Annotated in this window: 30 protein-coding genes, 1 tRNA gene, 1 other RNA gene and 1 pseudogene; 18 read left to right on the top strand and 15 right to left on the bottom strand. The window is 39.2% G+C overall.

Annotated elements, in window-relative coordinates; all coding sequences use genetic code 11:
- The first annotated feature begins 49 nt into the window (after positions 1-49).
- The 3 genes from ACFINE_RS06905 to ACFINE_RS06895 all read left to right on the top strand — a co-directional run bounded on the left by ACFINE_RS06905 (position 50) and on the right by ACFINE_RS06895 (position 719).
- The gene (locus ACFINE_RS06905; RefSeq protein ID WP_375621493.1) at positions 50-202 is read left to right on the top strand and encodes a hypothetical protein; all 153 of its coding nucleotides are present in this window, start codon (positions 50-52) and stop codon (positions 200-202) included.
- Entirely contained in the window at positions 183-359 is a 177-nt protein-coding gene (locus ACFINE_RS06900) for a hypothetical protein (protein WP_375621492.1), read from the top strand. The genes ACFINE_RS06905 and ACFINE_RS06900 overlap by 20 nt, the downstream gene beginning before the upstream one ends.
- Positions 360-524: 165 nt before the next feature.
- Positions 525-719: a hypothetical protein gene (locus ACFINE_RS06895; RefSeq protein WP_375621491.1), complete on the top strand. Its 195-nt coding sequence runs from the start codon at positions 525-527 to the stop codon at positions 717-719.
- Positions 720-1392: 673 nt separating this feature from the next.
- Here ACFINE_RS06895 and ACFINE_RS06890 read toward each other — a convergent pair.
- From ACFINE_RS06890 to ACFINE_RS06875, 4 genes and pseudogenes are all read right to left on the bottom strand, one after another.
- A pseudogene (locus tag ACFINE_RS06890) lies at positions 1393-1632 on the bottom strand (DnaJ domain-containing protein); the annotation flags it as partial.
- 228 nt (positions 1633-1860) lie between these two features.
- On the bottom strand, positions 1861-2418 hold the full coding sequence (locus tag ACFINE_RS06885) for a hypothetical protein (protein WP_375621490.1): 558 nt from the start codon (positions 2416-2418) through the stop codon (positions 1861-1863).
- A gap of 185 nt (positions 2419-2603) precedes the next feature.
- On the bottom strand, positions 2604-3137 hold the full coding sequence (locus ACFINE_RS06880; RefSeq protein WP_375621489.1) for a hypothetical protein: 534 nt from the start codon (positions 3135-3137) through the stop codon (positions 2604-2606).
- Positions 3138-3230: 93 nt separating this feature from the next.
- Positions 3231-3968: a hypothetical protein gene (locus ACFINE_RS06875; protein WP_375621488.1), complete on the bottom strand. Its 738-nt coding sequence runs from the start codon at positions 3966-3968 to the stop codon at positions 3231-3233.
- 475 nt (positions 3969-4443) lie between these two features.
- Here ACFINE_RS06875 and ACFINE_RS06870 point away from each other — a divergent pair, with 475 nt between their 5' ends.
- Both ACFINE_RS06870 and ACFINE_RS06865 read left to right on the top strand, forming a co-directional pair.
- Positions 4444-4632 carry a hypothetical protein gene (locus ACFINE_RS06870; protein WP_375621487.1) on the top strand — a complete coding sequence of 63 codons (189 nt, stop codon included), beginning with the start codon at positions 4444-4446 and terminating at the stop codon, positions 4630-4632.
- A gap of 729 nt (positions 4633-5361) precedes the next feature.
- On the top strand, positions 5362-5544 hold the full coding sequence (locus tag ACFINE_RS06865) for a hypothetical protein (RefSeq protein WP_375621486.1): 183 nt from the start codon (positions 5362-5364) through the stop codon (positions 5542-5544).
- 205 nt (positions 5545-5749) lie between these two features.
- Here ACFINE_RS06865 and ACFINE_RS06860 read toward each other — a convergent pair.
- A tRNA-Thr gene (locus ACFINE_RS06860) sits at positions 5750-5824 on the bottom strand.
- A gap of 176 nt (positions 5825-6000) precedes the next feature.
- Between ACFINE_RS06860 and ACFINE_RS06855 the strand changes: the two genes are divergently transcribed.
- From ACFINE_RS06855 to ACFINE_RS06840, 4 genes are all read left to right on the top strand, one after another.
- Positions 6001-6153 (top strand): hypothetical protein, encoded by a 153-nt coding sequence (locus ACFINE_RS06855; RefSeq protein WP_375607050.1) that lies wholly within the window; start codon positions 6001-6003, stop codon positions 6151-6153.
- 176 nt (positions 6154-6329) lie between these two features.
- Positions 6330-7625 (top strand): UDP-N-acetylglucosamine 1-carboxyvinyltransferase, encoded by a 1296-nt coding sequence (murA, locus tag ACFINE_RS06850; protein ID WP_375611654.1) that lies wholly within the window; start codon positions 6330-6332, stop codon positions 7623-7625.
- 465 nt (positions 7626-8090) lie between these two features.
- Positions 8091-8447: a helix-turn-helix domain-containing protein gene (locus ACFINE_RS06845; RefSeq protein WP_375611655.1), complete on the top strand. Its 357-nt coding sequence runs from the start codon at positions 8091-8093 to the stop codon at positions 8445-8447.
- A 171-nt stretch (positions 8448-8618) separates the two neighbouring features.
- Positions 8619-9083, top strand: coding sequence for a helix-turn-helix domain-containing protein (locus tag ACFINE_RS06840; RefSeq protein ID WP_375621485.1), 465 nt, complete (start codon positions 8619-8621; stop codon positions 9081-9083).
- A 345-nt stretch (positions 9084-9428) separates the two neighbouring features.
- Here ACFINE_RS06840 and ACFINE_RS06835 read toward each other — a convergent pair whose 3' ends face one another.
- The 4 genes from ACFINE_RS06835 to ssrS all read right to left on the bottom strand — a co-directional run bounded on the left by ACFINE_RS06835 (position 9429) and on the right by ssrS (position 11585).
- Positions 9429-10250 (bottom strand): TIGR00282 family metallophosphoesterase, encoded by an 822-nt coding sequence (locus ACFINE_RS06835; RefSeq protein ID WP_375613599.1) that lies wholly within the window; start codon positions 10248-10250, stop codon positions 9429-9431.
- A gap of 18 nt (positions 10251-10268) precedes the next feature.
- The gene (locus ACFINE_RS06830) at positions 10269-10874 is read right to left on the bottom strand and encodes a 5-formyltetrahydrofolate cyclo-ligase (protein ID WP_375621513.1); all 606 of its coding nucleotides are present in this window, start codon (positions 10872-10874) and stop codon (positions 10269-10271) included.
- Between the two features lie 119 nt (positions 10875-10993).
- Positions 10994-11167 (bottom strand): hypothetical protein, encoded by a 174-nt coding sequence (locus ACFINE_RS06825; RefSeq protein ID WP_375621484.1) that lies wholly within the window; start codon positions 11165-11167, stop codon positions 10994-10996.
- A gap of 257 nt (positions 11168-11424) precedes the next feature.
- Positions 11425-11585: non-coding RNA, 6S RNA (gene ssrS / locus ACFINE_RS06820), on the bottom strand.
- A 179-nt stretch (positions 11586-11764) separates the two neighbouring features.
- On the opposite strand from ssrS, the gene ACFINE_RS06815 reads away from it, so the two are divergent.
- Positions 11765-11932, top strand: coding sequence for a hypothetical protein (locus ACFINE_RS06815; RefSeq protein WP_375621483.1), 168 nt, complete (start codon positions 11765-11767; stop codon positions 11930-11932).
- A 1000-nt stretch (positions 11933-12932) separates the two neighbouring features.
- Here ACFINE_RS06815 and ACFINE_RS06810 read toward each other — a convergent pair.
- Entirely contained in the window at positions 12933-13718 is a 786-nt protein-coding gene (locus ACFINE_RS06810; protein ID WP_375621482.1) for a tetratricopeptide repeat protein, read from the bottom strand.
- 157 nt (positions 13719-13875) lie between these two features.
- Positions 13876-14001, bottom strand: coding sequence for a type B 50S ribosomal protein L36 (gene ykgO, locus ACFINE_RS06805; protein ID WP_004863016.1), 126 nt, complete (start codon positions 13999-14001; stop codon positions 13876-13878).
- 617 nt (positions 14002-14618) lie between these two features.
- Between ykgO and ACFINE_RS06800 the strand changes: the two genes are divergently transcribed.
- Positions 14619-14789, top strand: coding sequence for a hypothetical protein (locus tag ACFINE_RS06800; RefSeq protein WP_375621481.1), 171 nt, complete (start codon positions 14619-14621; stop codon positions 14787-14789).
- Positions 14790-14937: 148 nt separating this feature from the next.
- Here the strand turns inward: ACFINE_RS06800 and ACFINE_RS06795 are convergent, their stop codons facing one another.
- Together ACFINE_RS06795 and ACFINE_RS06790 are read right to left on the bottom strand one after the other, a co-directional pair.
- Positions 14938-15111 (bottom strand): hypothetical protein, encoded by a 174-nt coding sequence (locus tag ACFINE_RS06795; RefSeq protein WP_375621480.1) that lies wholly within the window; start codon positions 15109-15111, stop codon positions 14938-14940.
- The gene (locus ACFINE_RS06790; protein WP_375621479.1) at positions 15108-15479 is read right to left on the bottom strand and encodes a hypothetical protein; all 372 of its coding nucleotides are present in this window, start codon (positions 15477-15479) and stop codon (positions 15108-15110) included. Before ACFINE_RS06790 ends, ACFINE_RS06795 begins: the two co-directional genes overlap by 4 nt.
- Before the next feature lie 1100 nt (positions 15480-16579).
- Here ACFINE_RS06790 and ACFINE_RS06785 point away from each other — a divergent pair.
- On the top strand, positions 16580-16732 hold the full coding sequence (locus ACFINE_RS06785; RefSeq protein WP_375621478.1) for a hypothetical protein: 153 nt from the start codon (positions 16580-16582) through the stop codon (positions 16730-16732).
- Between the two features lie 172 nt (positions 16733-16904).
- On the opposite strand, the gene ACFINE_RS06780 is transcribed toward ACFINE_RS06785, so the two are convergent.
- A complete protein-coding gene (locus ACFINE_RS06780) occupies positions 16905-18080 on the bottom strand; it encodes a 5-(carboxyamino)imidazole ribonucleotide synthase (protein ID WP_375621477.1) in 1176 nt (391 codons plus the stop codon).
- Between the two features lies 1 nt (position 18081).
- Positions 18082-18579: a 5-(carboxyamino)imidazole ribonucleotide mutase gene (gene purE, locus ACFINE_RS06775; RefSeq protein WP_375621476.1), complete on the bottom strand. Its 498-nt coding sequence runs from the start codon at positions 18577-18579 to the stop codon at positions 18082-18084.
- Between the two features lie 820 nt (positions 18580-19399).
- Between purE and ACFINE_RS06770 the strand changes: the two genes are divergently transcribed.
- The 6 genes from ACFINE_RS06770 (at position 19400) to yacG (ending at position 23690) form a co-directional block, all read left to right on the top strand.
- Entirely contained in the window at positions 19400-19552 is a 153-nt protein-coding gene (locus ACFINE_RS06770) for a DUF5993 family protein (protein ID WP_273790835.1), read from the top strand.
- 10 nt (positions 19553-19562) lie between these two features.
- Positions 19563-20144 carry a disulfide bond formation protein B gene (locus ACFINE_RS06765; protein ID WP_375613594.1) on the top strand — a complete coding sequence of 194 codons (582 nt, stop codon included), beginning with the start codon at positions 19563-19565 and terminating at the stop codon, positions 20142-20144.
- Between the two features lie 713 nt (positions 20145-20857).
- Positions 20858-21001 carry a hypothetical protein gene (locus tag ACFINE_RS06760; protein ID WP_375621475.1) on the top strand — a complete coding sequence of 48 codons (144 nt, stop codon included), beginning with the start codon at positions 20858-20860 and terminating at the stop codon, positions 20999-21001.
- A 1208-nt stretch (positions 21002-22209) separates the two neighbouring features.
- Positions 22210-22428 (top strand): translation initiation factor IF-1, encoded by a 219-nt coding sequence (infA, locus tag ACFINE_RS06755; RefSeq protein ID WP_004857577.1) that lies wholly within the window; start codon positions 22210-22212, stop codon positions 22426-22428.
- Between the two features lie 242 nt (positions 22429-22670).
- On the top strand, positions 22671-23384 hold the full coding sequence (locus ACFINE_RS06750) for a Maf family nucleotide pyrophosphatase (protein WP_375621474.1): 714 nt from the start codon (positions 22671-22673) through the stop codon (positions 23382-23384).
- 21 nt (positions 23385-23405) lie between these two features.
- Positions 23406-23690: a DNA gyrase inhibitor YacG gene (gene yacG, locus ACFINE_RS06745; protein ID WP_375611670.1), complete on the top strand. Its 285-nt coding sequence runs from the start codon at positions 23406-23408 to the stop codon at positions 23688-23690.
- Positions 23691-23932 lie beyond the last annotated feature (242 nt).

Here is a 23932-nt window from a genome sequence, read left to right as displayed (position 1 = left end):
CAGGGAGCACAAAGAGCTTGGTCATGAATGTGAAAGGCATGGTGGGAAAATGTGGGAAGAAAGGGTGCTTGGAGCGCATGCAAGGCGGCGCGGTATGCTGGAGGGGAAAACGAGAATGGGGAGTAAGGCCAAGTTGTTTAGAGATATGGAGGCTGTGATTTTGGGTGCTTTTGTGGTGAGTGTTGGGGGGGAGCCGCAATGAAAGGGCTGAGTTGCTTTTTCATTGTGGTGACAATGGTGTACGTTATGCTTTCGTTCTTGGGGGAGAGAGCTTTGCGGGGGCTTGGGGGATTTTCTTAGCCGATATGGAAAAGGGGGAGATACGCGGCTTTGGGAAGAGAAATGTTGGAGCGGGATGAGGAGGAAATGGTGGGGATGAAGGGGGCAGGTCGTTATCCTGTGACTTGGAGTGACACGAAAGCATGCTAGAGAACAAAAATGAGGTTTAGGGGAAGGGAAGCAGCAGTACAGACAGGTTCCAACCTATAAAAAGGCACGTTCAAGGAGGAAAAGAGCTGGTTTTTGTGTTGGAGGAGGGTGCAAGCAAAGAGCGCAAAGAGTGCAGGGAGCGCAAAGAGCTTGGTCATGAATGTGAAAGGCATGGTGGGAAAATGGGGAAAGAAAGGGTGCTTGGAGCGCATGCAAGGCGGCGCGGCATGCTGGAGGGGAAAACGAGAATGGGGAGTAAGGCTAAGTTGTTTAGAGATATGGTGGTGTGATTTTGGGTGCTTTTGTGGTGAGTACTGTGGGGGAGCCGCAATGAAAGGGCTGAGTTGCTTTTTCATTGCTGTGACAATGGTGTACGTTATGCTTTCGTTCTTGGGGGGAGAGAGCTTTGCGGGGGCTTGGGGGATTTTTTTTAGCCGATATGGGAAAAGGATGTAGGGGCATGAGAAAAAGTCTGTGTGGAGTCAAGTGGGCTTGTTGGGGAAAAGATTGGGGGGCAGGTTGTGGAAAAAAATAGAGGGGTGGAGGAAACGGGAGAATAAGAAAAGAACGGATAGAGACATTATAATCTCTATGTTTTTCTACACTACCTTGTTATAGAAAATCAAAAATGACCACACCTTGTGAATTCACTGTGGGACTGATCTTAAAGCTCTTCAAAAGCACTGATCAATAGATACTTCTCCATATAACTTTGATAAATGATATTAGTATGATCCCGAAGATAAATGCACCAATATTTACCAAATATCCTTTTATACTGATGAAAATTAATAACCCTATACTTATTATTCCTAGTGGTATATTCCACGTAAAAAACGAAATTATATAACACATTATAGGTATTATTCCACAAATAATGAAAATTACATTCATGATACTACCAATTACATGCTCGGTATTATCTTGTCGTCTGTTCTCTTGCTTTCTACTAATTTCAGAAGCCTTGTCATTATCTTTAAAAGTTTTATGATAGAACTGATTGTAAGCAGCTCTCTTTTGAGGATCTTTAAGAACTTCATAGGCTTCACAAATTTTTCTGAATTTTTGTTCTGCTTCGGTACTAGAATTATGATCAGGGTGGTATTGCAGAGCTAATTTACGAAAAGCAGATTTTATCTGTTTATCGTTGCATGCGTAGCTTACACCAAGAATTCCATAATAATCGTCTTCATTTACTATCATTAAATACAGCTATTTTGTGTATTGCTCTTATTTTATAAGATCGTTTAATTGATCTCTTTTGAATGTATCGACATGTGTTATTTTTGTGTTAAAAATATGGTGAAAATTGTATTGAGTGGCATGGCTGTACTTGGGGCTATTGTCTCTAAATGAGAGGAGATACAGTTCAAAACGCTTAAAAATGCAGGGTGTTTTTAATATTTTAGAAATATTTTTTACAAAAATAGATTAAAAGAGAGACGATAAATCAAATGTAAAAGGGACGGCAATAATAGCCAAGGTTGTCATTATTGTAAATAAACAGGCAGAAACCTTAAATCTAAAACGCCAAAGTAAACTTATGGGAACAGACATTATCGTTGTTATTACGAGTGCTACGATAAACCATTGCAGGAATAAGTTCATTATATTAATTTCATTATTAAAATGATTTTGATTAAGACGATTTTGTTTTAGTTCTTCCTCTGAAACACAATCGATAATAGAAACGCCATAATAAACAGGAAATTTTCCACCTAGACAAGCGCTAACAGAAAATTGTTCAAGCTCTAACCATTCTCTTTCGCGTTCTTTTTCTAATAGCTTCTTTTTTATTTTCTGTCTTATATATTCTTTTGAAATACAATTGATCGGAGAAGTACTTCCAACAAAAAGACCATCTGTTGTACATCCACTCGTTGTATGATGCGTAAATAAAACAGCGCTTATTACGATAGCGAAGAAAATAAAGTGTTTAAACATAAGGTATTTATTGTCGTTTGTTTCTGATGAGCTTTTATAAGTCATTTCTGTTAAATAAATCAATATGTGTTATTTTTGTGTTGGTAAAATACAACAAATTGTATGATAACGTTACTGTACTTTGGCACTCTGTATCTAAAGGTGGCGATAGATAGTTCAAAACGCTTGAAAATACAGGGGACCCTTTGAGAAGCACTTTTCATAAAGTTATGGAATGAATAGATCAAAGTTTATGGTAATTTTGTATATTCTATGATAACTTTGTATAAGATCTCAATTTCATGATCAAGTTTCTCAAGTTCTTTCTTGTTTTTAGCTATACGCTCTTGATATGTCTCTATGTGTTTCATAAGGTTTGAGAGATCTGTATGCTCATGAGAGTGTTTTGCTTCATTCACATGTCGCATTGCATCTATTTCTAATTCTATAAGGGTGCACAGAGTATTAAATACATGATGTCGTTTTTTGATTATATTCTGCCATTTTTTTATTATATTGACATGTTTTTCATAGAGCGGTTGCGATAACTGCCGCTTGTTTTCCAAAAAAAATGTTTTTTCTATCCAGAGAATTTGGTAGAATTTTTCTTCCCACCAGCGACTTCCATTAACAAGGAAAATGCGGAAGAATCTCTCTCTTTCTGTAATTTCTTTTGAAGAGAACACTTCATTCGAATGAGTATATCCCTTTGAAGAATAAAAAAGATGCATTGTTAAAAGAGCGATAATTAAGACGCTTCTCAATAAAGACTGTTTAATTAACATTGTTTTTATACCCTCTTTGTGCCTGATTATAGTCATTGTGAGGGGGGCTTAATGGTTCTTTAGAAGTATTTTGAAAGGCGTTTTATGGTCCGTTTAAAGATTTTTTAAATACTGCTTCCATTTTTCAAAAGTGCTATATCTTACGGGCGGTTTTACATTTTCTTTGGGCATCATGGCAAGGTATACCTCTCTAGCCATAACGCACATTGTTGCTGTGTTTCTAAAACGAGTGAGTTCATTGCCTATTATGAGCAGCTCTGTCTGGAGAGTTTGTTCTTTTCGACTAATGCCATTAGGGGAATCCAAAAATTTTTCTGCGTACGCAAACATTGGATCATCAAAGTTTGTTTCAAACTTTGCTTTGAGGAAAATATTTTCTATATAATCCCAATTTTTCCTGTATTTCATCCCGTTAGCTTTAAAAGCTTTCAGTCTTGTTGGTAAGTCGTTAAAGGTAAGTGTGGGCATCGTTTTATCACCTTGCCATAAATCAAAAAAACGTCCACAAAAAACAAGCAATATGTGATAATGTTTAAAAATATTGAATTCTGGAGGATTACTGGGCAATGTTATTAAATGCCTCCAAAATTGACTTTTGTCATGGGGTATGTCTACAGTCCATTCCATATACGCTTTTAAATATTCTACCTCTTTTTTTGCTTTTTCTAATTTCTGAGAATATGCTAAAGGAGTGTAATTTTCATGGACATATTTTTGGTAAAGCCTATCGTATTCAGCAAGGTCGCTTACTTGAGTACAACCCAATAATATGAATACAGAAAAAAACGTTATAAATATTATGACGTACGTTCTGAATAATAATTTCATCATTTTAACTTTTAATGATTATCATGAATATTTAATTGATTTCTGTTAAATAAATCAATATGTGTTATTTTTGTGTTGAAAATATACGTAAAAACGTATTTAATAAAAATGGTTATAATGATCATAATGTGTCTAAATAAAGGTGTGGTACTGGCTAAAACCCCGCATATGTGGGGTTTTAGCTTATTGGAGGAGATATGACAGCAGAAAATATAAGAGGATCTGTAGCCAAAATGGTTGTCCTAGGGTGGGGAGAGTAGGGAATATCCAAAATACTCCAAATGAAATATACTTGTTGTTGTACATTCACGCACTTGTTTTAATAAAGATATCTCGCTCTAAGCTCATTTCACAGCCATTTTATGCCGGCGTTCATAAATTTCATACTGGCGCCTGTGAATAATATCGTGAGGGGTATAACGGTCAAGCCCCGTAGATTATAAAGTCCGTAGATTATACCCCCCAGAGATTATAAACATTGCGCACCCTATTTTTACTTTATGAAAAAGTAAGTTGGTACTATTGGGGGCCCGTTGCCAAAATTGCGGCATGGGCTGTAGCTCTTGAGACGATTCATAATCTCGTTTACTGGGAGGCTTCTTACGAAGAGATATGCTTTTCTTGGAAAGTTTCTCGCCATACGGATCTTTCTGCTTGTGAAGTGTAAGCGAAGAGGGGTGATTAATTTCAATAGAACAGAGGGAGAGAGCTTTTCGCTCTTGGGGCTCTTATGCAAGACGAATAACGCTATCCGTATCAATCAAAGTATTCGTATAAAAAAGATGCGTGTTGAAAGAGGGAGGCTTAGAGCACGTGGAAAACCATAGTGTATAAAATTGGTAATGAGGGATCTTCTTTGAAAAGGCAGGCTCTCAATTTTCTGCCATATGGGATGCCTGTCATATGGGATGTTTGCCATATGGGAGCGTGGGGTGCTTAGTGAAAGCTTTATTGAGGGGGATTTTATCACTGTTTGGTTTTTGCTTTTGGTAAGGGGTGGGGAGAATGGGAAAGGCGTTGAGAGGAGGTTCTGGAAATGGCTCTGTTAGATTTGTTGTAAATGACGAATAGGATCGATGAAGCTTATTCTAATTTTTACAGGGAATACTTGTGTTGCTTGAGGTGGATAGAGAGGCTGGAAAGATAAGATTATTCGTTTTGGGGCGGATAAAGGTATCAATGGGATATGTTCAAACAATGAGTTTATAATAATTCATTATTGAGATTTAATTTGAATTTCAATGAGAGCCCGAAATAGTGTGAGATGTTCTTATTTCAACCCTTCTTATTCAGACGCTCTTATATTGAATCAAGTAAAATCGTTTGTTTGCATATTACAAACAGGGTGAGCTTGTGGGGAAAAATATTCAAGAAATAAAATATTGAAAAAATAAAAATGCCTATACCGTCTCAAGTGCCAAGAGTTGTTGCAATAGTGAGGCTTGGTAAAGACAAGGATAGGGCAAATCTTACAGAAAGGAAAGAGGGGGGAGGCAAGGAAAGGGGAGGCAAGGAAAGGGGTGGGGGGATATTCTTTGGGGGGCGGTCAATTTCAAAAGCCGTTCGTAAGGCATTTTAGAGATTAAGCGTGGCATTGAGGCTATTGATTTTGAAGCCATTGATTTTGAAGCTACTGATTTTGAAGCTACTGATTTTGAGGCTATTGAAGCGCATGGTTTAAAGGATGGAGGATTTGATGAAGCCGATGAAGGTTGGGGGAAAAGATTTAGGCTTATAGGGAAGACTTATAAGGGCAAGAAGAGAGAGGCAAAAGAAGAATAAAATGGTGCTGCGAGAGAGGATTGAACTCTCGACCTCTCCCTTACCAAGGGAGTGCTCTACCACTGAGCTACCGCAGCCCTTTTCAATCTTTGCGCTGTCTTGTGCCATATTGTCAGAAAATAGGCAAGAGAACATTTGTATATTCTTGCAAGAAAACGTATCTTATGTCATGACATATGTTTCTTATATGCTTAAATATTTAAGGTTATGAGTTGCTTGGATAGAAGCTCAACACTGTTTAAAAGGTTGCGCAATGACACAAATGCATCAAAAACAAAAACAAAATGAAATTAATCATCAAGATGAAAAAGCAAAACGACGTCAAGAAAGATTGGCACAACAATTGCGTCAAAACCTGAAACGTCGAAAAGAGCAAAGCCGAAAAAGAGCACAACCAGAGCTCTAAAATGCAAAAAGCTCTAAAATGCAAAAAAATGTTTTTTAGTAAATTTTTGCAACCAAACTTCTCAATAATTTGTTCTCATAGTTAGAATGCGTTCTAAAACGATTAATAAAGCATAACTTCCCGAAGGGGGACAATCCTTTGGAAGGGCAGGCACAAAGGAAAAGAGGGAAAACACGATGGATTCTATTCAAATTGTTGGGGGAAAAAAACTTCAAGGAACAATTCCTATATCTGGGGCAAAAAATGCTGCATTGCCTCTTATGATTGCGGCGCTGCTGACAGAAGAAACGCTCACTTTAGAAAATATTCCGCATCTGGCCGATGTTGAATTGCTTATTCGTATTCTCAATAATCATGGTGTTGGATATGCCGTTGATGGACAAGAGTTTAACGATGAATGTGTGAATTCAAGAACAATTCATTTTACGGCGCAAAAAATAGCCACAACACGGGCACCATATGAACTGGTGAAAAAAATGCGTGCAAGCTTTTGGGTTATCGGACCTCTGCTTGCACGATGCGCAGAGGCTTATGTTTCGCTTCCTGGAGGATGCGCTATTGGAACAAGACCTGTCGATTTTATCCTTGAGGGACTTAAAACTTTAGGCGCACAGATTACGATCGAAAATGGATATGTTCATGCAAAAGCGCTAAAGGGGTTAAAAGGCGCTCACTATCGTTTCCCTAAAGTCACTGTTGGTGGAACCCATGTGCTGCTGATGGCGGCGACAATGGCAAAGGGAACAACCACTCTTGAGAATGCAGCTTGTGAGCCAGAAGTGACAAACCTTATTCGAACCCTGAATGCTATGGGGGCTCAAATAACCGGTGAAGGAACAACAACGCTTACAATTGAAGGGGTTAAAAAACTCAACGGTGCTAGAGTACGCGTTATTGCTGATCGAATCGAAGCGGGAACATATGCAATGGCTGTTGCTATGACGGGAGGAGATGTCTTTCTTAAAAATGCAAATCCTAATCATCTCACAAAGGTGCTTAAGGTGCTCCAAAAAACAGGACTCGAGATTCAAATAGAACCTCAAGGAATTCATATTAAGCGAAATCCAAAGAACACCAAAATTATGCCCGTTGATATTAAAACAGGACCTTATCCTGCTTTTCCAACTGATCTCCAAGCGCAATTCATGGCGCTCATGACACGGGCTGAAGGAATCGCGCATATTACAGAGACGGTTTTCGAAAATCGTTTTATGCATGTTCAAGAACTCAATCGCTTAGGAGCACAGATAAAGCTTGATGGGCAGACGGCAACTGTCTATGGAACAGAGAATTTGCAAGGGGCTCCTGTCATGGCGACGGATTTGCGTGCTTCTGTTTCTCTTGTGATTGCAGCATTGGCAGCAAAGGGAGAAACAATCGTCAATCGTGTTTATCATCTTGATCGTGGATTTGAGAGATTAGAAGAAAAATTGGCTCGTTGTGGCGCAAAAATCCAACGTATCACAGTGTAAATCTGTAAGATGTCTCTCAAAAATGGCTTTGGGAGGGGGTGATATGTTGTTAGGTGTGCTTTTGGGAGGTGTGATCTCAAAAATAAAGGGTTATTAGTCCTCTCAATAAACGTGGGTTTTATTTCATGGTTTTGGAGTTTTTACGAGCGGGCATAAAAGTTTGAGAGGCGGGGGTGGAGCTCATAAAATAAAGACTGTTTTTAAATTTTATTGCTAATTTCATGAAATTACTTTATACCTTAAAGGGTGACTTTGGTCGTCTACGCAGCGATCAGTAGGGTCTGAAAGCCCTAAAGTTCGATCATAAAATGAACCTACTCTTGTAGGTATCCCGGAATTCCGGGAGTTTTTGCCATGTCCAGGTGCGATGAGCACTAAAAGCAAAAAAAGCTGATTCGAACTCAGTACTTTCAGACTCCCGGAATACTTATGCGAGGGCGCTCGCAACCGGCAGGGGAGCTTGAAGTGAAAGCTAAAAATCCACACTTTAACGATATTTCGATAGGCAGAAAAATTCGCTTTAAAAGAACAATGCTTGGAATGTCGCAAAAGAAATTAGGTAGCCAGTTAGGTGTGACTTTTCAACAAATCCAAAAATATGAAAAAGGCTCTAATCGTATAGGAGCTGGGCGTTTACAAGAAATTGCCGATATTCTCAATGTTCCCATTTCTTTTTTCTACTCCGATCTCTCGACAAAAGAAAATGCCTTGTATTGCTGTGATGAAGGGATCGCAAGTAAAGAAGAGCACATCCTTTTGAAAAGTTTTAGAGAGCTCAAACCTCAAAAACAGAAAGCAATTTTGTGTTTGATTGTCTCATGAGATAAAAACACTGTTTTAATTTTTATTGCTGGTCTCCAGAAATTATTTTATGAACAAGCACCAAGGTTCTCGTCGTATAGTGTGGTTGAATGGTGGAACCCAAAGCCTGAAAATCCAAGATGAAACATTAGCCTGCTTTATAAGTATCGCGAGATTCCGGGAGTTTTTGCTATGTCCAGGTGCTCTCTAGCACTAAAAGCAAAAAAGCTGACTGAACTCAGTGTTTTTGACTCCCGGAATACGCATAAGAGGCGCTCGCAACCGGCAGGGGAGCTTGAAGTGAAAGCTAAAAATCCACACTTTAACGATATTTCGATAGGCAGAAAAATTCGCTTTAAAAGAACAATGCTGGGAATGTCGCAAAAGAAATTAGGCAGCCAGTTAGGTGGGACTTTTCAACAAATCCAAAAATATGAAAAAGGCTCTAATCGTATAGGAGCTGGGCGTTTACAGGAAATTGCTGATATTCTCAATGTTCCCATTTCTTTTTTCTATACGGATCTCTCAACAAAAGACAATGTCTTGTATTGCTGTGATGAAAGGATTTCAAGTAAAGAAGAGCACATTCTTTTGAAAAGTTTTAGAGAGCTCAAACCTAAAAAGCAGAAAGCAATTTTAAGATTAAATTTTCGTTAGAATTAAAAAAAGATTAAAGAGGCTCTTGCTAAATAATAAATTATTATATAAAGCTTTTTCTAGAGAAGGGGGTTAACATTTCTCCCCCCCCCCCCCCCCCGCAGAAATGTCCAAATAAAACCTCCTTCTCATCGTTTTAAAAATCACGAAAATTTTTATCCTTTATCTTTTATCCTTTTAAAAAGAGTGACTTATTTGTGCTAGAAAAGTTTCTGTATTAGGCAAATTGGAGGGCGGGGTGTTTTTAGTAGGGATTTGGGAAGGGCTAGAAAAGTCGTCTTGCCAAATAGAGTTCTCAAAAGAAAATCTTGGAAAGAAACTATCAAAGGGGTGGCTTAAAAGAAGCTACCAAAAATCCGGAACTTCAGGCTTTAAATGAGGACCAATCCGTACCGCCGAGACCTTTTCTGCTAAACCGGTGCGATCTGAAATCTCAACCGCTAAACCACAAAGGGTGGCAGGACCACATGCCGGTTCAAAACGATCTTGCTTCGTCTTATAAAGAAAACGGTGTAAGGGTTCTTCTTTATCCATTCCAAGAGATGAATTATAATCTCCACACATGCCTGCATCTGTTAAATAGGCGCTCCCACCTTCTAAGATCTGCGCGTCAGCCGTGGGAATATGCGTATGTGTGCCAACGATAACACTTACACGACCATCAAGAAAATGGCCAAAACATTGCTTCTCGCTTGTCGTTTCTGCGTGAAAGTCAAAAATAATCGTATCGGCTTGCTCCATCAACGAACAGGCAAGCAGAATATTTTCCGCTGTTTCAAATGGATCTTCTACTTTACACGGCATAAAAACGTTGCCCAACAGATTGGCGACAAGAACACGGGCGCCATTTTTTGCCGTAAAAACACCAGAACCTTTTCCAGGAGTTTCTTTCGAAAAATTGGCAGGGCGTAAAAAACGATCACTCTCATGGGCATACTGCAATGCTTCTTTGTGAGAAAAAGCATGATTACCTGTGGTGACAACATCAACACCGGTTATCAAAAGATCTTGATACGTTTCTTGTGTGAGACCAAAACCACCAGAGGCATTTTCACCATTTACCACAACAAAATCAAGCTGCCATTTCTCAATCAGTTGAGGAAGGTGTTCAAAAACAGCTTTACAGCCTGTGCTACCAACAATGTCACCTAAAAATAAAAAACGCATAGGCGCTTTAATCACACTTTAACATTTTAAGAAACCTTTTTCTGTAAAAATTCCTTGTACCTGTAGATCGTGTTCTGCTGCGGGAATAGAAGAAACCTCCTGACATGAAAATCCTATGCCCCATAATATCATTTGATGCCCTTGTTTTTCAAGAGCTGCAACAGCACGGTCATAGTATCCTCCTCCATAGCCAAGACGGTGACATTGACGATCAAACGCAGAAAGCGGAACAATAATATTATTGGGGGCAACAACGTCATTGTCTGCACCCGGACCAAAGGTGCCAAAACGCATGGGCTCTAAAATTGTGCTGGGCGAAAATGCACGGAAAATCATGGTGGTGGAATCAAGAACTGCTGGTAAGGCTAAATGCCCACCGCGTAACGCTACAGCATCCAGTAAAGGACGCGGGTCAATTTCCGATTTAATGGGCCAATAGCCTGCTAAAATGAGGCGTGAAAAATCGGTTCCCTTCTTTTCAAGGTATTCAATAAAGTGGCAACAAGCACGCTGCGAAAAGAGTGCACGCTCTTCTGTTAAAAGAGCATCACGACGCGATAAACCGTTTTTGCGTTGCTGTGTGCGAAGGGATGAAGCAGATTCATAGAGGGGATTATTTGTCATTGTCTCGTCAATTGTTTTATAAGATGCTGATATTTTATCCATTGTTGGCGTTTTGTAAATCTCTGTTAGGACAAGAGCTGTGCTCATGAAAAAAAAGCATGAAAAAAAGTGTGTGCTCTTTAGGGGGTATTTTGGTGCGACAAGCCGCTTTTGCGTTGCTGTGTGCGAAGGGGTGAAGCAGATTCACAGAGGGGATTATTTGTCATTGTCTCGTCAATTGTTTTATAAGATGCTGGTATTTTATCCATTGTTGGCGTTTTGTAAATCTCTGTATGGACAAGAGCTGTGCTCATGAAAAAAAAAGCATGAAAAAAAGTGTGTGCTCTTTAGGGGGTATCTTGGTGCAACAAGCCGCTTTTGCGTTGCTTGCGTGCGAAGGGGTGAAGCAGATTCACAGAGGGGATTATTTTGTCAGTGCTGTCTGTTTTATAAAATAAAGCCTATCGTAATTTTTATTTCTTGAAAAGAGAGTATCGTCATTGGTCTTATGTAAAAGGACGCTCTCAATTTTAGCTGGAAAAATTTGATGTAAAAAAGTTATATAAATAAAGGGTGATCCACAACAGCCGATGGAAAAAGCTGATCCCGGGAACCTATACAAATAGGTGGGCGCCATATGAAAAAGCCCACGGGCTTGATCAGGGACAGCTCCCTTGGAGATCATTAAGGTCTCAGGAATACGTTATTTCCTGTCGAGAAGCGCAGAACACCCTCCTTAATATAAAACAATTTCAGAGTTTCTGCTAGGGATAAAATAACCTCGCTCTCTTCTTTTTCATAAAGTATTTCAGGAGAGTTTTTATAACCTTGCTGGTGGTTGCTCGAAATGGCTGTATGATGGATGGCTTATTCAAAGTAAAAAAGCAAAAAATATGAGTGGGGGTGGGTGATTGAGTGACGCAGAACGGTTTATTGGCAATGGCTTGATTAGCTCTTTTGCGACAATGCTTGATTTTTATGTTTCGGGGGTAATGCTTGGAGGAGTTTTGAAAGGAATATTTCTTATTCAAGGATGTTGGTTGAATTGGTGTTGCACCTTTGAAGTTTTTGCTTTGTGAAGCCATATTTCAGGGCTGTTTTATCAACTTTGAGGGGTGGAGGAGAGCCGATACGGTTGAAGCTCAAAAATAAAAAACAGACGATGACAGTTTATCAGAGGCGCTAAGCGATGTTGTAAGCTTTTTTAAAAAAGTATTTTTTGAGGATCGTGTTTTATCATCTTTTTATCCATGATGGAAGGTGTGAAAAGAAGAAACGGCTGAAGAGGACTCAAGCGTGAAGTGTTTGCTTGCTATGAGAAGAAATTCTGAAGGAAGTATATTGGAAGTGTTTGGACGCTGCCTGTAATACAAAAAAAGTTCAAATTCAAAAAAGGCACTGTCAATTGTGTGTGGGGGGTGTGGTTATAAGCAGGGGGCTTTTAATTTATTGAGTGGAATGTGAAGCCGGCTTGCGTCTTATCTAGGTTTGAAAGGATGCCGTAAAGTGTCTTGTTCTTGAATGGTTTTAAAGAGCTTGGGGTGATTGTTCGTCTAACAGAGCTTACACGCGCTTTTGAATCCTGCGCATTTGTGGAGTGTAATCCAATGCTGTTTCATCAATCTTAAGAGCCAAGTTTTGAACGCTCTGTTGCTTCCATGGTAATGGCTAAGTTTCAAAAAAAGACACTGTCAATTGGGGGGGGTTATAAGCAGGGGCAGTTTATTGAGTGGAATGTGAAGCCGGCTTGCGTCTTATCTAGGTTTGAAAGGATTCCGTAAAGTGTCTTGTTCTTGAATGGTTTTAAAGAGCTTGGGGTGATTGTTCGTCTAGCAGAGCTTGCACGCGCTTTTGAATCCTGCGCATTTGTGGAGTGTAATCCAATGCTGTTTCATCAATCTTAAGAGCCAAGTTTTGAACGCTCTGTTGCTTCCATGGTAATGGCTAAGTTTCAAAAAAAGACACTGTCAATTGGGGGGGGTTATAAGCAGGGGCAGTTTATTGAGTGGAATGTGAAGCCGGCTTGCGTCTTATCTAGGTTTGAAAGGATTCCGTAAAGCGTCTTATTCTTGAATGGTTTCAAAGAGCTTGGGGTGATTGTTCGTCTAACAGAGCTTGAACGCGCTTTTGAATCCTGCGCATTTGTGGATAGTAATCCAATGCTGTTTCATAAGCTTTAAGAGCAAGTTTGGGACGCTCCGTTGCTTCCATGACAACGCCAAGTTCAAAAAAAGCACTATAATTGCGCGGCTCAAGTTCAAGAGCATGGTTGAGATCAAGCAGGGCAAGTTTGAAATCGTTCAGTTGAATGTGAATCCAAGCACGCCTTACCCAAGCTTCAGCATGAGTAGGTAAAAGTGCAAGAGCATTATCAATATAATCAAGCGCAAGTCCATAATCGTCGCTGTTGAGTGCATTTTCAGCCCATGACATTAAAAGATCAATCGTCTCACTTCCCGATTGGGACCATAAATGTTGAAGTTGTTGACTGATCTTTTTCGCTTTAGCAACATCAGCACAATATTTCAATTCTTTGAGTAAACGTGAAATTTCTGCTTCTTTGCGCTGCTTAACTCTGTCAACATGGGAAAGCTGCTCTTTGTCAAGATCTTCAAGAATAACCGCCGAGGAATCAGAATCGGAGGGCGTTGAGGAAGGGGGAGGAGAATTGGGAATAAGATCATCTAACGGTAAAAGCGATTGTGGAGAAGGCCGATCTTCAGGAAGAGAAGGAGGATTTTGCCCATAGCTCGAGGGAACAAAACAAAAAACACCAACAAAAAAAAGAAAAAACGCGCGCTGAAAAATACAGAAAAAACGCAGCTGAAAAAATCGAAAGGCTTTTAAAAAAATAAAAGAATCCATAAAAACAAGCCCCCAAAAGATAAATCACCAAATATTATCAAATACTAGACTTGTAATCAACGGACTTGTAACCAAAAAAACTCAAGAAAAAATTTTTAAGCCTACAATCAAAGTAGGCATAAAAACATTGATCCTAAAGAAATTAGTCCTAAAAGAATTAGCCCTGACGTGCTCTAAAACGTGGGTTCGTTTTATTAAGAATATAAACACGACCCTTACGACGCACCAAACGATTGTTACGGTGGCGCTCTTTTAGTGCTTTAAGCGAATTTTTAATTTTCATCATATTCACCGTTTAAATAGTTTACGTAACACAATACTATAATACAATATTAAAACACGAAAATACAATATTACAACCCCAATAGACTGCTTACTCTATGAGCATTGCATTGCGATATCGTACTTGCATGATAACATCACACGATACACTTTTTCACTGTGATCACAAAAAGAAAAGCGCACTCTTAAGGTACGCATTAACCACTTCATTAGCATAACGATAAGTGAAAATTGCAAAAAAGTAGGAGAGATTTAACAAGAAGTCTTATTCTTGTCAAGGGTATATCCCTTACAAATTCCTTAGGGTGTGTTAATGGTTGCCTTGAAGGTAAAAATTTTCTCGTAAAAAAAGGACACAAAAAAGCACAAAGAGTGGAAAAAAGTAAAAGCCTTGTCAGCTTTAAACAAATAAGCTCTGTTAGGGAGTGTTGCAAGAACAGGAGCGCTGTTGAGCCGTTGGATTGTTGAAGTGGTGTGGTTTTTGTCGTTAAGGGCAAAGGGGGACTTCTTAAAACGCAAGAGGCTTGTTTGTTGCGGGCTCGTGAAGCCCTGTCAGGTGCGTGCGCCGGCTGAAATGCTTGAAGTGGGGGGAAGAGGGGACGCCGTTGGATTGTTGAAGTGGTGTGGGTTTTTGTCGTTAAGGGCAAAGGGGGACTTCTTAAAACGCAAGAGGCTTGTTTGTGGGGGCTCGTGAAGCCCTGTCAGGTGCGTGCGCCGGCTGAAATGCTTGAAGTGGGGGAAGAGGGGGAGCCGTTGGAATTGTTTCTTGTATTGGCTGTACGCACATAATATCATGCCTATAGTTTCAAACGTCCCCTTATGAAAAATCTCATACCCTCAATATGGGTCATCAATAACTGGTAATCACATTAAATACGTCTAGAAATATGAAAATAAGGATTATGGTATTTTAATACCACGTTTTTCACGACTTTTTTTATTTATTAATTTCTTTATTACATTTTTGAATTGCTAAGTTTAGTCCTGTAAGCGCTTTACGGTACAGTTTTCGATATTTAATGGTAGAATAAACAAGCCAAACGGATAATGTTATTATTGCACAACCGACAATGATCCCTAGAATGCGCCCTAATATTATAGCTTCAATCATTTTTCTCTCCTTATTATATTTTGATTAGCAACCGCTTCGTCTAGTTGTTTCATTACTTTTTTCAGTTTCTTCTTTACTATGATCCGTAGCACCAAAGAGATTGGTATCGAACCGTACAGAATTAATCCGCATATCAGCCCGATTAAACTTGCAGCATCCATTTGAGGTTTATCCGCATGGCCTAATATTGAGAGAAAAATGTATAAACAGACGCTTATAAAGATTATGAATATAAATTCTCCCAGTGAAACAACACCAGCCTTTAATGTTTCCTTAACTTCTTTTTGGATATCGAGGACTAAGTCCCATTGAGAAGATGTATCATTTTGTTCTTTTGGTGATGCATCTGATAGGTTTGGTTTTGTCATGTTGATATTCGTTTGTTTCTTGAAGGTTTTGTCTTTTGATAAAGCGAATAACTCAGTTTCTCAGACTATTTTTATGAAATGAAAAAAGATTTCTGTACTTGTTATAATTATAATACGAATGACTTGCTACGTCTGTAGCGCATCTTCCCTTTATTATTATGAGGCATGTACAATTTTTCGTGCCGCTATATAAACGATTCGTTTTGTGAGTACAATTATGTTTTATCACTAAACTATAGGAGAAGAGGCATTTAATATGAAGTGTTCATATTGGCTAGAATTTACTTAAGAGAAGCTTGATTGTTGACAGATCGGCACAGGAATCTTCGTCCTTGAGCGCGGTTAGGCGCGCAAATTTGAATAATGTAACTTTATAGGGGAAAGAACGAAGGCGATAGACATAACGGAGGTCACAAATATTACAAATGTTAAAGTGAGTGATATTTTAAGCGGCTGGTGTTTTAGCGTGTAAGCTAAATTTACGGTTTTCTTTCAGTGTGGAGTGTATGTACATCTGCTCTTTTAAGCCTTATCGCGAAATGAAATAAGGAGAGACGCTTCAAGCCCTAGAAAATACGACACAGGTAATATCGCCTTATGAGGGGAGAGAGGATATTGCTATGATGGATAAGCTTAGTACTGTAATGATATCTTTGACATGAAACTCAAGGGGTGGTGCGGAGCGCTTGGCAATTTTGTGAAAAAATGAACATAAAAAGGGAGACTAGAGGCAATGAGAACGCATTGTTAGAATGCTCTCTATAGGCCGCAAGAGGTAAGTTTATCCTCTAAAGGTTGGAATTAAAAGGCCTAAAGATTGGCATTAAAAGAAAAATGAAGGGGCTGCGTATGTTATAGGGGAATATTTATGCGGTGGAAGGTGGAGGGGTGATGAACTTGGGGGCTGGTGAATTGCTTTTAGTCGTGGGGGGATATTTTTGAGAAAAGGAGGAGGAGCTGTTGGATTGTTGATTGGTGTGGTTTTGTATCTTTGAGGGTGGGGGCATGGAAGAGAAGGAGTTTGTAGGAGGGCTTCACGCCCTTTCAGGGCGAATTAAAAGGTTAGGGGCGCTGTTGAAGCCGCGGGATATCGGTGTGGGGTGAAGCTTTTGTTATGGGGGAATATTTATGCTGTGGGAGGTGGAGGGGTAGTGAAGTTGGGGGCTGGTGGATTATTTTTAGCCGGGGGGATATTTTTGAGAAAAGGAGGAGGAGCTGTTGGATTGTTGATTGGTGTGGTTTTGTATCTTTGAGGGTGGGGGCATGGAAGAGAAGGAGCTTGTAGGAGGGCTTCACGCCCTTTCAGGGGAGAATTAAAAGGTTAGGGGCGCTTTTGAAGCCGATGGATATCGGTGTGGGGGGAGAGGTTGTTTTTTCAGTTCATTTAGGGGAAAAGTGTGAAAAAGTATTTGTATATATGTGGGCTTAAGATTTGTTGGCTGGTCCCAGTAATTGGATGATATGCCCCATTTTGCGGTTGGGGTGAACAGTGCTTTTGCCATATAAATGGATCGAGGTGCGCTCTTGCTTCAGAAAATATTTTAACGTGCTAAAATTGTTACCAAGAAGATTGGTCATTTGGCAATCGCTATGGCGATAGGGACTGCCTAAGGGAAGTCCGCAAATAGCACGGATATGCTGTTCAAATTGTGAAGTTATGCATGCCTTTTGTGTCCAATGACCAGAATTATGGACACGCGGTGCTAATTCATTCACTAAAAGATGACCATTCGTTAAGACAAAAAGTTCAATACAAAGAACACCAACATAATCGAGGGCATCCATGACTGTTACACTGATTTCTTGAGCTGCTTTTTGCACGTCAAGTGGAATATGTGATGGAACAAAGGACTTATGAAGAATACCATTTTTGTGTTGATTTTCAGGGCAGTCATAAAAAATATGTTCTCCTTGTTTTGTACGTGCCGAAAGAACCGAAATTTCCGATAAAAAAGGGACTATTTCTTCTAAAATACAAGGCTGTTCCTGAAAAGTCCTTAAGGCTTCGTCAAGGGTTTGTTCATCTGGGTGATCAAGCTTGATCTGGTTTTTTCCGTCATAACCAAAACGACGCGTCTTTAAAAGACCACGTCCGCCTAAGGTATCAAGAGCGGAAAGAAGAGAAGAAGAATTGTCAACAGCGTGCCATAACGCGGTGCCAATCCCTTGATCACGCAAAAATTGCTTCTCAAAAAGTCGATCTTGCGTGATCTCTAATGCTTTGGAAGAAGGATAAACAGGCTTACTCTTTTCTACATATTGAACCGTTTGAAGCGAAAGATTTTCAAATTCATAGCTGACAACATCACACTGAGAAATAAAATGATCTAAAGCTGATATATCGTCATAGGAGGAAACAATATGGTTGTTTGTTGTTTGAGCGGCTGGGCAATCGGCTTCAGGGCAAAAAATAACGGTTCGAAATCCTAATTCTGCGGCCGCTATGGCGAGCATCCGCGCTAATTGTCCCCCCCCGATTAAACCAATGACGCTGCCTGGAGGTAACATGGTGAAGGGAGTGGTGTTGGACGAGGTGGTGTTGGCTAAGGTGGTGTTGGACGAGGTGGTGTTGGCTGAGGAGGTGTTGAAAAACGGTGCCATTTTAAACCTCCGTTACAGGCGTTTGGGCGACATTGGCTGTTTGTTGTTGACGCCAATCTTCTAATCGTTGGGCGAGATCATGGTCATAAACGGCCATAACGGCTGCGGCTAAAAGTGCTGCATTAATTGCACCTGCTTTGCCAATTGCTAATGTGCCGACGGGTATCCCTGCTGGCATTTGCACGATTGAAAGCAAAGAATCTTGACCAGAAAGAGAGTGAGAATGCACTGGAACGCCAAAAACAGGAAGAGGAGTAAGGGCTGCTAACATACCTGGAAGATGCGCTGCACCCCCCGCACCGGCAATTAAAACTTTAAACCCTGCTTCTTTTGCATCTTTTGCAAATTGATAAAGGCGTTCAGGAGTTCGGTGTGCTGAGACAATATGCGAACTATGAGAAATACCAAGATTCGTCAAAATATCTGCACTATGGCACATCGTTTGCCAATCCGATTGGCTCCCCATTAAAATCGCCACATCACATGATTTTTTCATCATTCTCTATCCTTTTCAAAGGTTCAATGCGATTCTTTATCATTATTTTTTTAAAGTTTTATATTCTTTTTGCAAAGCCAATTGATGACAGAGAAACAGTTATTTTTCAAATAAGGCGGAAAGCTAAAAATTTAAAGGGGATCTCGAGAGATGAAAAACTAAAGTATTGAAGGCATGAAGCACTTCTTGTGAGCGGGGAGGGTAATGTCACGGGGTGGCGTGGGACCCATGAGGCTGTTGAGCTTGCGGTATTGTCTTTTATTTAAGATAAGAGGGAAAAGTGTATTGGGGAAAAGCCATTGATTATAAGTTTTTTTTAAAAAATGTCTTATTTTTTATTTGCTAAAATAAACAAGATCACCATATGATATAAAATCTGTTGCAATTTGAAACATTGCTTATGAGAAAAAGAGATTTTTATGTCAAAAATGTGTTGCAAAATGAGGATATTCTTTTGAGAAAAAAAGAGATGTATATCTCTCGATTTCAAAGCCTATTTATTTTGTTGTTCAAGTGATTCTTTTGTGAGTGGGGGATATAATCTTTATAGGGGATATAATCTTTATAATTGTCGATATATCTTTAACAATGGCTGATATAAGGGGAAGCGAATAATCAACGCTTTTGTGCTTTTAACGCTTTTGTTGAGATGTGCTTCTGAGCGATTATATCGTTTTTTCACTTAAATATAATGGCAATATCAATCGCGAGTGACGAATTGTGAATAATAAATCCATGGTCTCTTTTTTGCCCAATTTTGTAATATGGTGAACGCTGAAATAAATAAGAGTTAAACAACGGATGTAAAGGAGATTTAAAAGCTATGTTTCTTCCATTTTTAATCGCTTTAGGTACTGCAGTAACGACTATGTGTGGTAAAAAAAATATAAGTTATGCTTTGTGGGCAATTTTATTCGTTGTCATTCTTCTCACTTTCAATCATCACGCAACTTCTACTTTAAATTTATCTTTTTGAGAGAATAGCCATGGAACATGTTGAACAAAAAAATCCTCACTTCGTCATCTTTATGAATACGCTAGGACTCTTTGGGTTATCTATTGTCTTGGTGGTGGCTTTTTATTATCAATTGGTAAAGTTTGAGTTACCTTGTCCCCTTTGTTTGCTGCAGCGCGTTGGATTGATGCTGGCAGGTTGTGGGTTCTTACTCAATATTCACCATAAGGTGAAAAATACCCATTATGGTATGGTTATTCTTGGTTGTATGGTAACCAGTGCTGTGGCAGCACGGCAAGTGTTTTTGCATATCACACCCGATGATTTAGGATATGGTTCAACGTTCTTTGGATTGCATTTTTATACTTGGGCTTTCATTATTTCTGTCCTTTGTATCTTTGCTGTCTCATTTGTCATGATTTTAGGCGAATTGGCACACAAGTTCAAAGAATTTTCTCCTTTTCCAGTCTTGAGTAAAGCGGCAAGTTTCTTATTTGTGTTTTTGATTGCGGCAAATTTGATTTCTACCATACTGGAATGTGGTGGTGGACAGTGTGCCGATGATCCTGTAAGGTATGAATTGTTATCAAATTGGTTCCCTTCACAGTCTTGAAATTTTTTAATAATCCCTCATCATAATTTTTATTGTTAAAGAGGCGGAAATATTTAAGAATCCGCTTCTTTTTTATTTATTGGGAAGACATTTTAGCAAGATTGTTCGATAATCTGATCTTTTATACCAACGCTGGCTTTTATGAGCGCTGGCGATTGATATTTTTTTTAGCGAAGACTTGTATTGTGAACCTTTTATGCTGTCTTTTGAGAGAGATGAAGGGATTGATTGGCTTGGAGGCGTTTGTAGAAGAAGCCCCGGACTTTTGAGCCGCGTGGGTTAAGAAGCCTCGTTTTTTAAAGGTGCATTAACGATAAAAATTTTTTGTTCTTGATTTTTCTTAACATTGTGTTAAATTGATCTTTGTATTCATTTTGGTGCTTCTAAAGCGTTTTTATTGCTTCTAGAGGGATTAATTTAAAATTTTGAAAGTTATGTGAATAATTTTCTGCAGAGGTTTGTTTATTAGAGGCAAACCTTTTTTTTTATCTAAGTTTTAGATGTTTTCTTTCAGTGTGAAGCCTTTTTTAGAAAAAGGTAAGCGTCTTGATGATGACTCTCTTCTTTATTAATATATTGATTTATAATAATAAATAACCATTTTTTTACCGTGAAGCGCGTTGCTGAATATAATAAAATTTTTCATCACCAGTTCTCTCATATTAAATCAATTAAAATTACTTGGCTTATACATCATAAGTGGTGGGGCGTGCATGTGGGTCAAAACTGTACAAGAAAGGCATGCCTTTAATGAATTATCTCTTGAACCGAAGGCTGTCTGCAACATTGGGAGCTGGCAGAGTTTTGTGATGATGCCGGCCTTGTTCTTCTATAAGCGTAAACGTGTTTTTCCATAAGCGTAAAGATAGGGGGGGCTGAATGGATTTTATACACTTCATGGGGGCTTTAACCATTCCTTTACGGGCGGCGTTTTGCAAAATGGGTGTGATGAGCGTTGAGAGATCTTTCTTTAAAACAAGCGCGTGAATATGCAACACAAGTCTATTCCTTTTGGTGCGTTTTGTATTACGAAAAAAATTGATTTATAAGAAGGAGTTATCGTTGTGGATGTTGAACAAGAAAAACGAAAAGCTTCTCTCATTTCAAACTTTCTTATAGTCAATTAATTAAATGTGCTCTTCTACGTTACAAAAAAGCACTGGGTGTAAATAAAAATTCTTTTAAAAGTCGTAAAATGCTTCTTATGCACCCTTTTGATCGCTAGAATTTTTCGAAAAATTTTATGCTGCTCAATACAATAATAGGGCGGTTTATATCTATGATTTAAGTGAAAATAGGGGGATTTAGATGAAAAGGGAGGCGAGTTTTTAATGACAGTTGTTGAAAACGTTATTGTGTAATGCATTTTTTGCAGATTTTCTGCTTTCTGTAAATACGTAAAAGCGTAAAAACGGAAATGTGTAAAAAAGGAAAAGGCTTTATGTCGTTAGAGGCGTTGTGGTTAATGATACGCAATGTATAGGGATCGTGTTTTCGAAGGTAGGAAGAACAACATAAATGGAAAGAGTGGCTTAGAGGAAGCGTGTGAAGAGAGAGAAAATGGGGAAGGCTGTATGGGAAATGCGTAGAGTATGAAGTGTGGGGCAGTGAAGCATGTTGTGAATGGTGTGTGAAGAATGGAGAAGGTTTTTGAGAAAAGGAAGGGCTTCTGGCGTGGGGGGAGTGGTGTTTATCTGAAGGGCACATGTTTAAGGTGTGGAAGGTGAGGAAAAGTTGGAGGGAGGATGATTGTTCGTAAGTTGTGGAGGGATTAGTCAGAGGTGTTGGGAAAATGCTTTAGGGGAAAAAATTAGCGTAATTTCTTGTCACACTGAAACCAAAATCATCATAAAAATTGAAGGAAATTAGCGGGTAAAATTGGTGGAAAAAAGTTTTGATTCTTAAGGTGTGGGATGACGTTTTTTGAGAGCATGGAAGAGTAAACTTGAAAAACCTTTCCCTTTTTGTGGAATTTTTATTCACAAACTTAAGAAAATAGGGTATGAACGCTGGAAATAACGCGCAGCTTAACAAAATATGTGCACTGTAAAGGAAATGTTTGTTTATGTCAAAAGAAGAAGTTTTAGAATTTTCTGGTATCGTTACTGAACTCTTACCTAACGCGATGTTTCGTGTGAAACTGGAAAATGATCATGAAATTATTGCCCATACCGCTGGTAGAATGCGGAAAAATCGTATACGGGTGTTGGCCGGTGATAAAATCATGGTGGAAATGACACCTTATGATTTGACAAAAGGGCGTATTACATATCGCTATAAGTAGCCTCGTGGGTGGCTTGCACTTTTTTCTAAAAGCTATCATATTATTTCTATTATTTTTTAACAGTTTTTTAGTTTGCTTTTCATGAGTGAAAAAAGGGGAGTGTTTGAAGAGCCTTGAAAAACTGTAAAATCGATGCGGAAAAAGGATAAGGAGATCAATAGCGCTTAAAAGGGAGGCTAAAGGGGCGCTTAAAAGGGGGCGCTAAAGGGGGCGAGAGGGAAGTCAATTGTGAAGGGGTGGAAATGAGAAATATAAGAGAGTGGGGGGAAAAACGTTTGGCAGATACTCTTACAGAAGAAATTCATTTGGTGCTTGCCTCCGCTTCGCCAAGGCGTTTAGCGCTCTTGGCACAAATAGGGATTGATCCCCAGCAGGTTTATGCAAGCGATATTGATGAAACGCCAAAATTAAAAGAACATCCTGCAAACCTTGCCAAACGTTTGGCAAAAGAAAAAGCACTGAAAGCCCAAAAAATTTTGCGCTGGTACAGTCAGAATGGTCAAGACGAGTTGCAGAATGGTCAACAAAAATTACCTGGACAGAAAATGATTATCTTGGCGGCTGATACGGTGGTGGCTGTTGGGCGGACCATTTTTCCCAAACCAGAAAGCGAGGATGAGGCTTATGAATGTTTACGATACCTTTCTGGGCGTTCGCATAAGGTCTATGGTGCCATTTGTGCGCTCAATGAACGTGGAAAAATAACCGTAAAATTGGTTGAAAGTCGTGTTCGCTTTAGACGCTTAACCTCTGCCATGATGAAGGCTTACCTTGCTTCAGGAGAATGGCAAGGGAAAGCAGGTGGCTACGCTATCCAAGGAAAAGCAGGGGCTTTTGTTGTCCATATCACGGGTTCTTATTCTAATGTTGTGGGATTGCCTTTGGCTGAAACAGCCGATCTCTTGACCGCTTATCACTATCCACTTTTCACTCACTGGGCTGAACAAACGCATTAGAAAAACTTTAAGGTAAGATCAATGCAAGGTGAAAAGCAACAAAAAGAGAAAAGCAAAAATGAAAAAAAAGCAACAGAAGAAAAGTTAATGAAGAAGCCAATGACAAAGGTGTGCCAAGAACAAAAAGAGCTAAATTTGCAAAAAGAGACCCGTCCTCCGCATCCTTGTCCTATTTGTGGTCAGATGTCACAAAAATCTTCTTATCCTTTTTGTTCCACACGGTGCCGAGCTATTGATCTTAATCGTTGGCTTTCAGGCTCTTATATTTTACCACCCCCACCACAAGTAAGTGATGAAGAAGAATAAAGAGTTCTCTTGAGAAAAGAACGCTAAAGCGTTTTTTTTGTGTGGAAACTGAAGGGGAGGCGCGCGGGATTATCGTAAATGTATTTAAGAGCTGGATTAACGGCTTGCTTATTATCGTCATTCGCAAAGACGCAGATTAAGTTCAATCAACGATGGAAGTTTTAATACATATCTAAGACTTATCCCCAAAGGTTTTGTTTACCATGGATAATTATAAATTGCTTTGTTGCATGAAGGTCGAT

This window comes from Bartonella sp. AA97HXZ, assembly GCF_042196985.1.
Lineage (GTDB): Bacteria > Pseudomonadota > Alphaproteobacteria > Rhizobiales > Rhizobiaceae > Bartonella.
The sequence above is the reverse complement of the archived record's forward strand: the minus strand, read 5'-3'. Positions and strand labels throughout refer to the sequence as shown.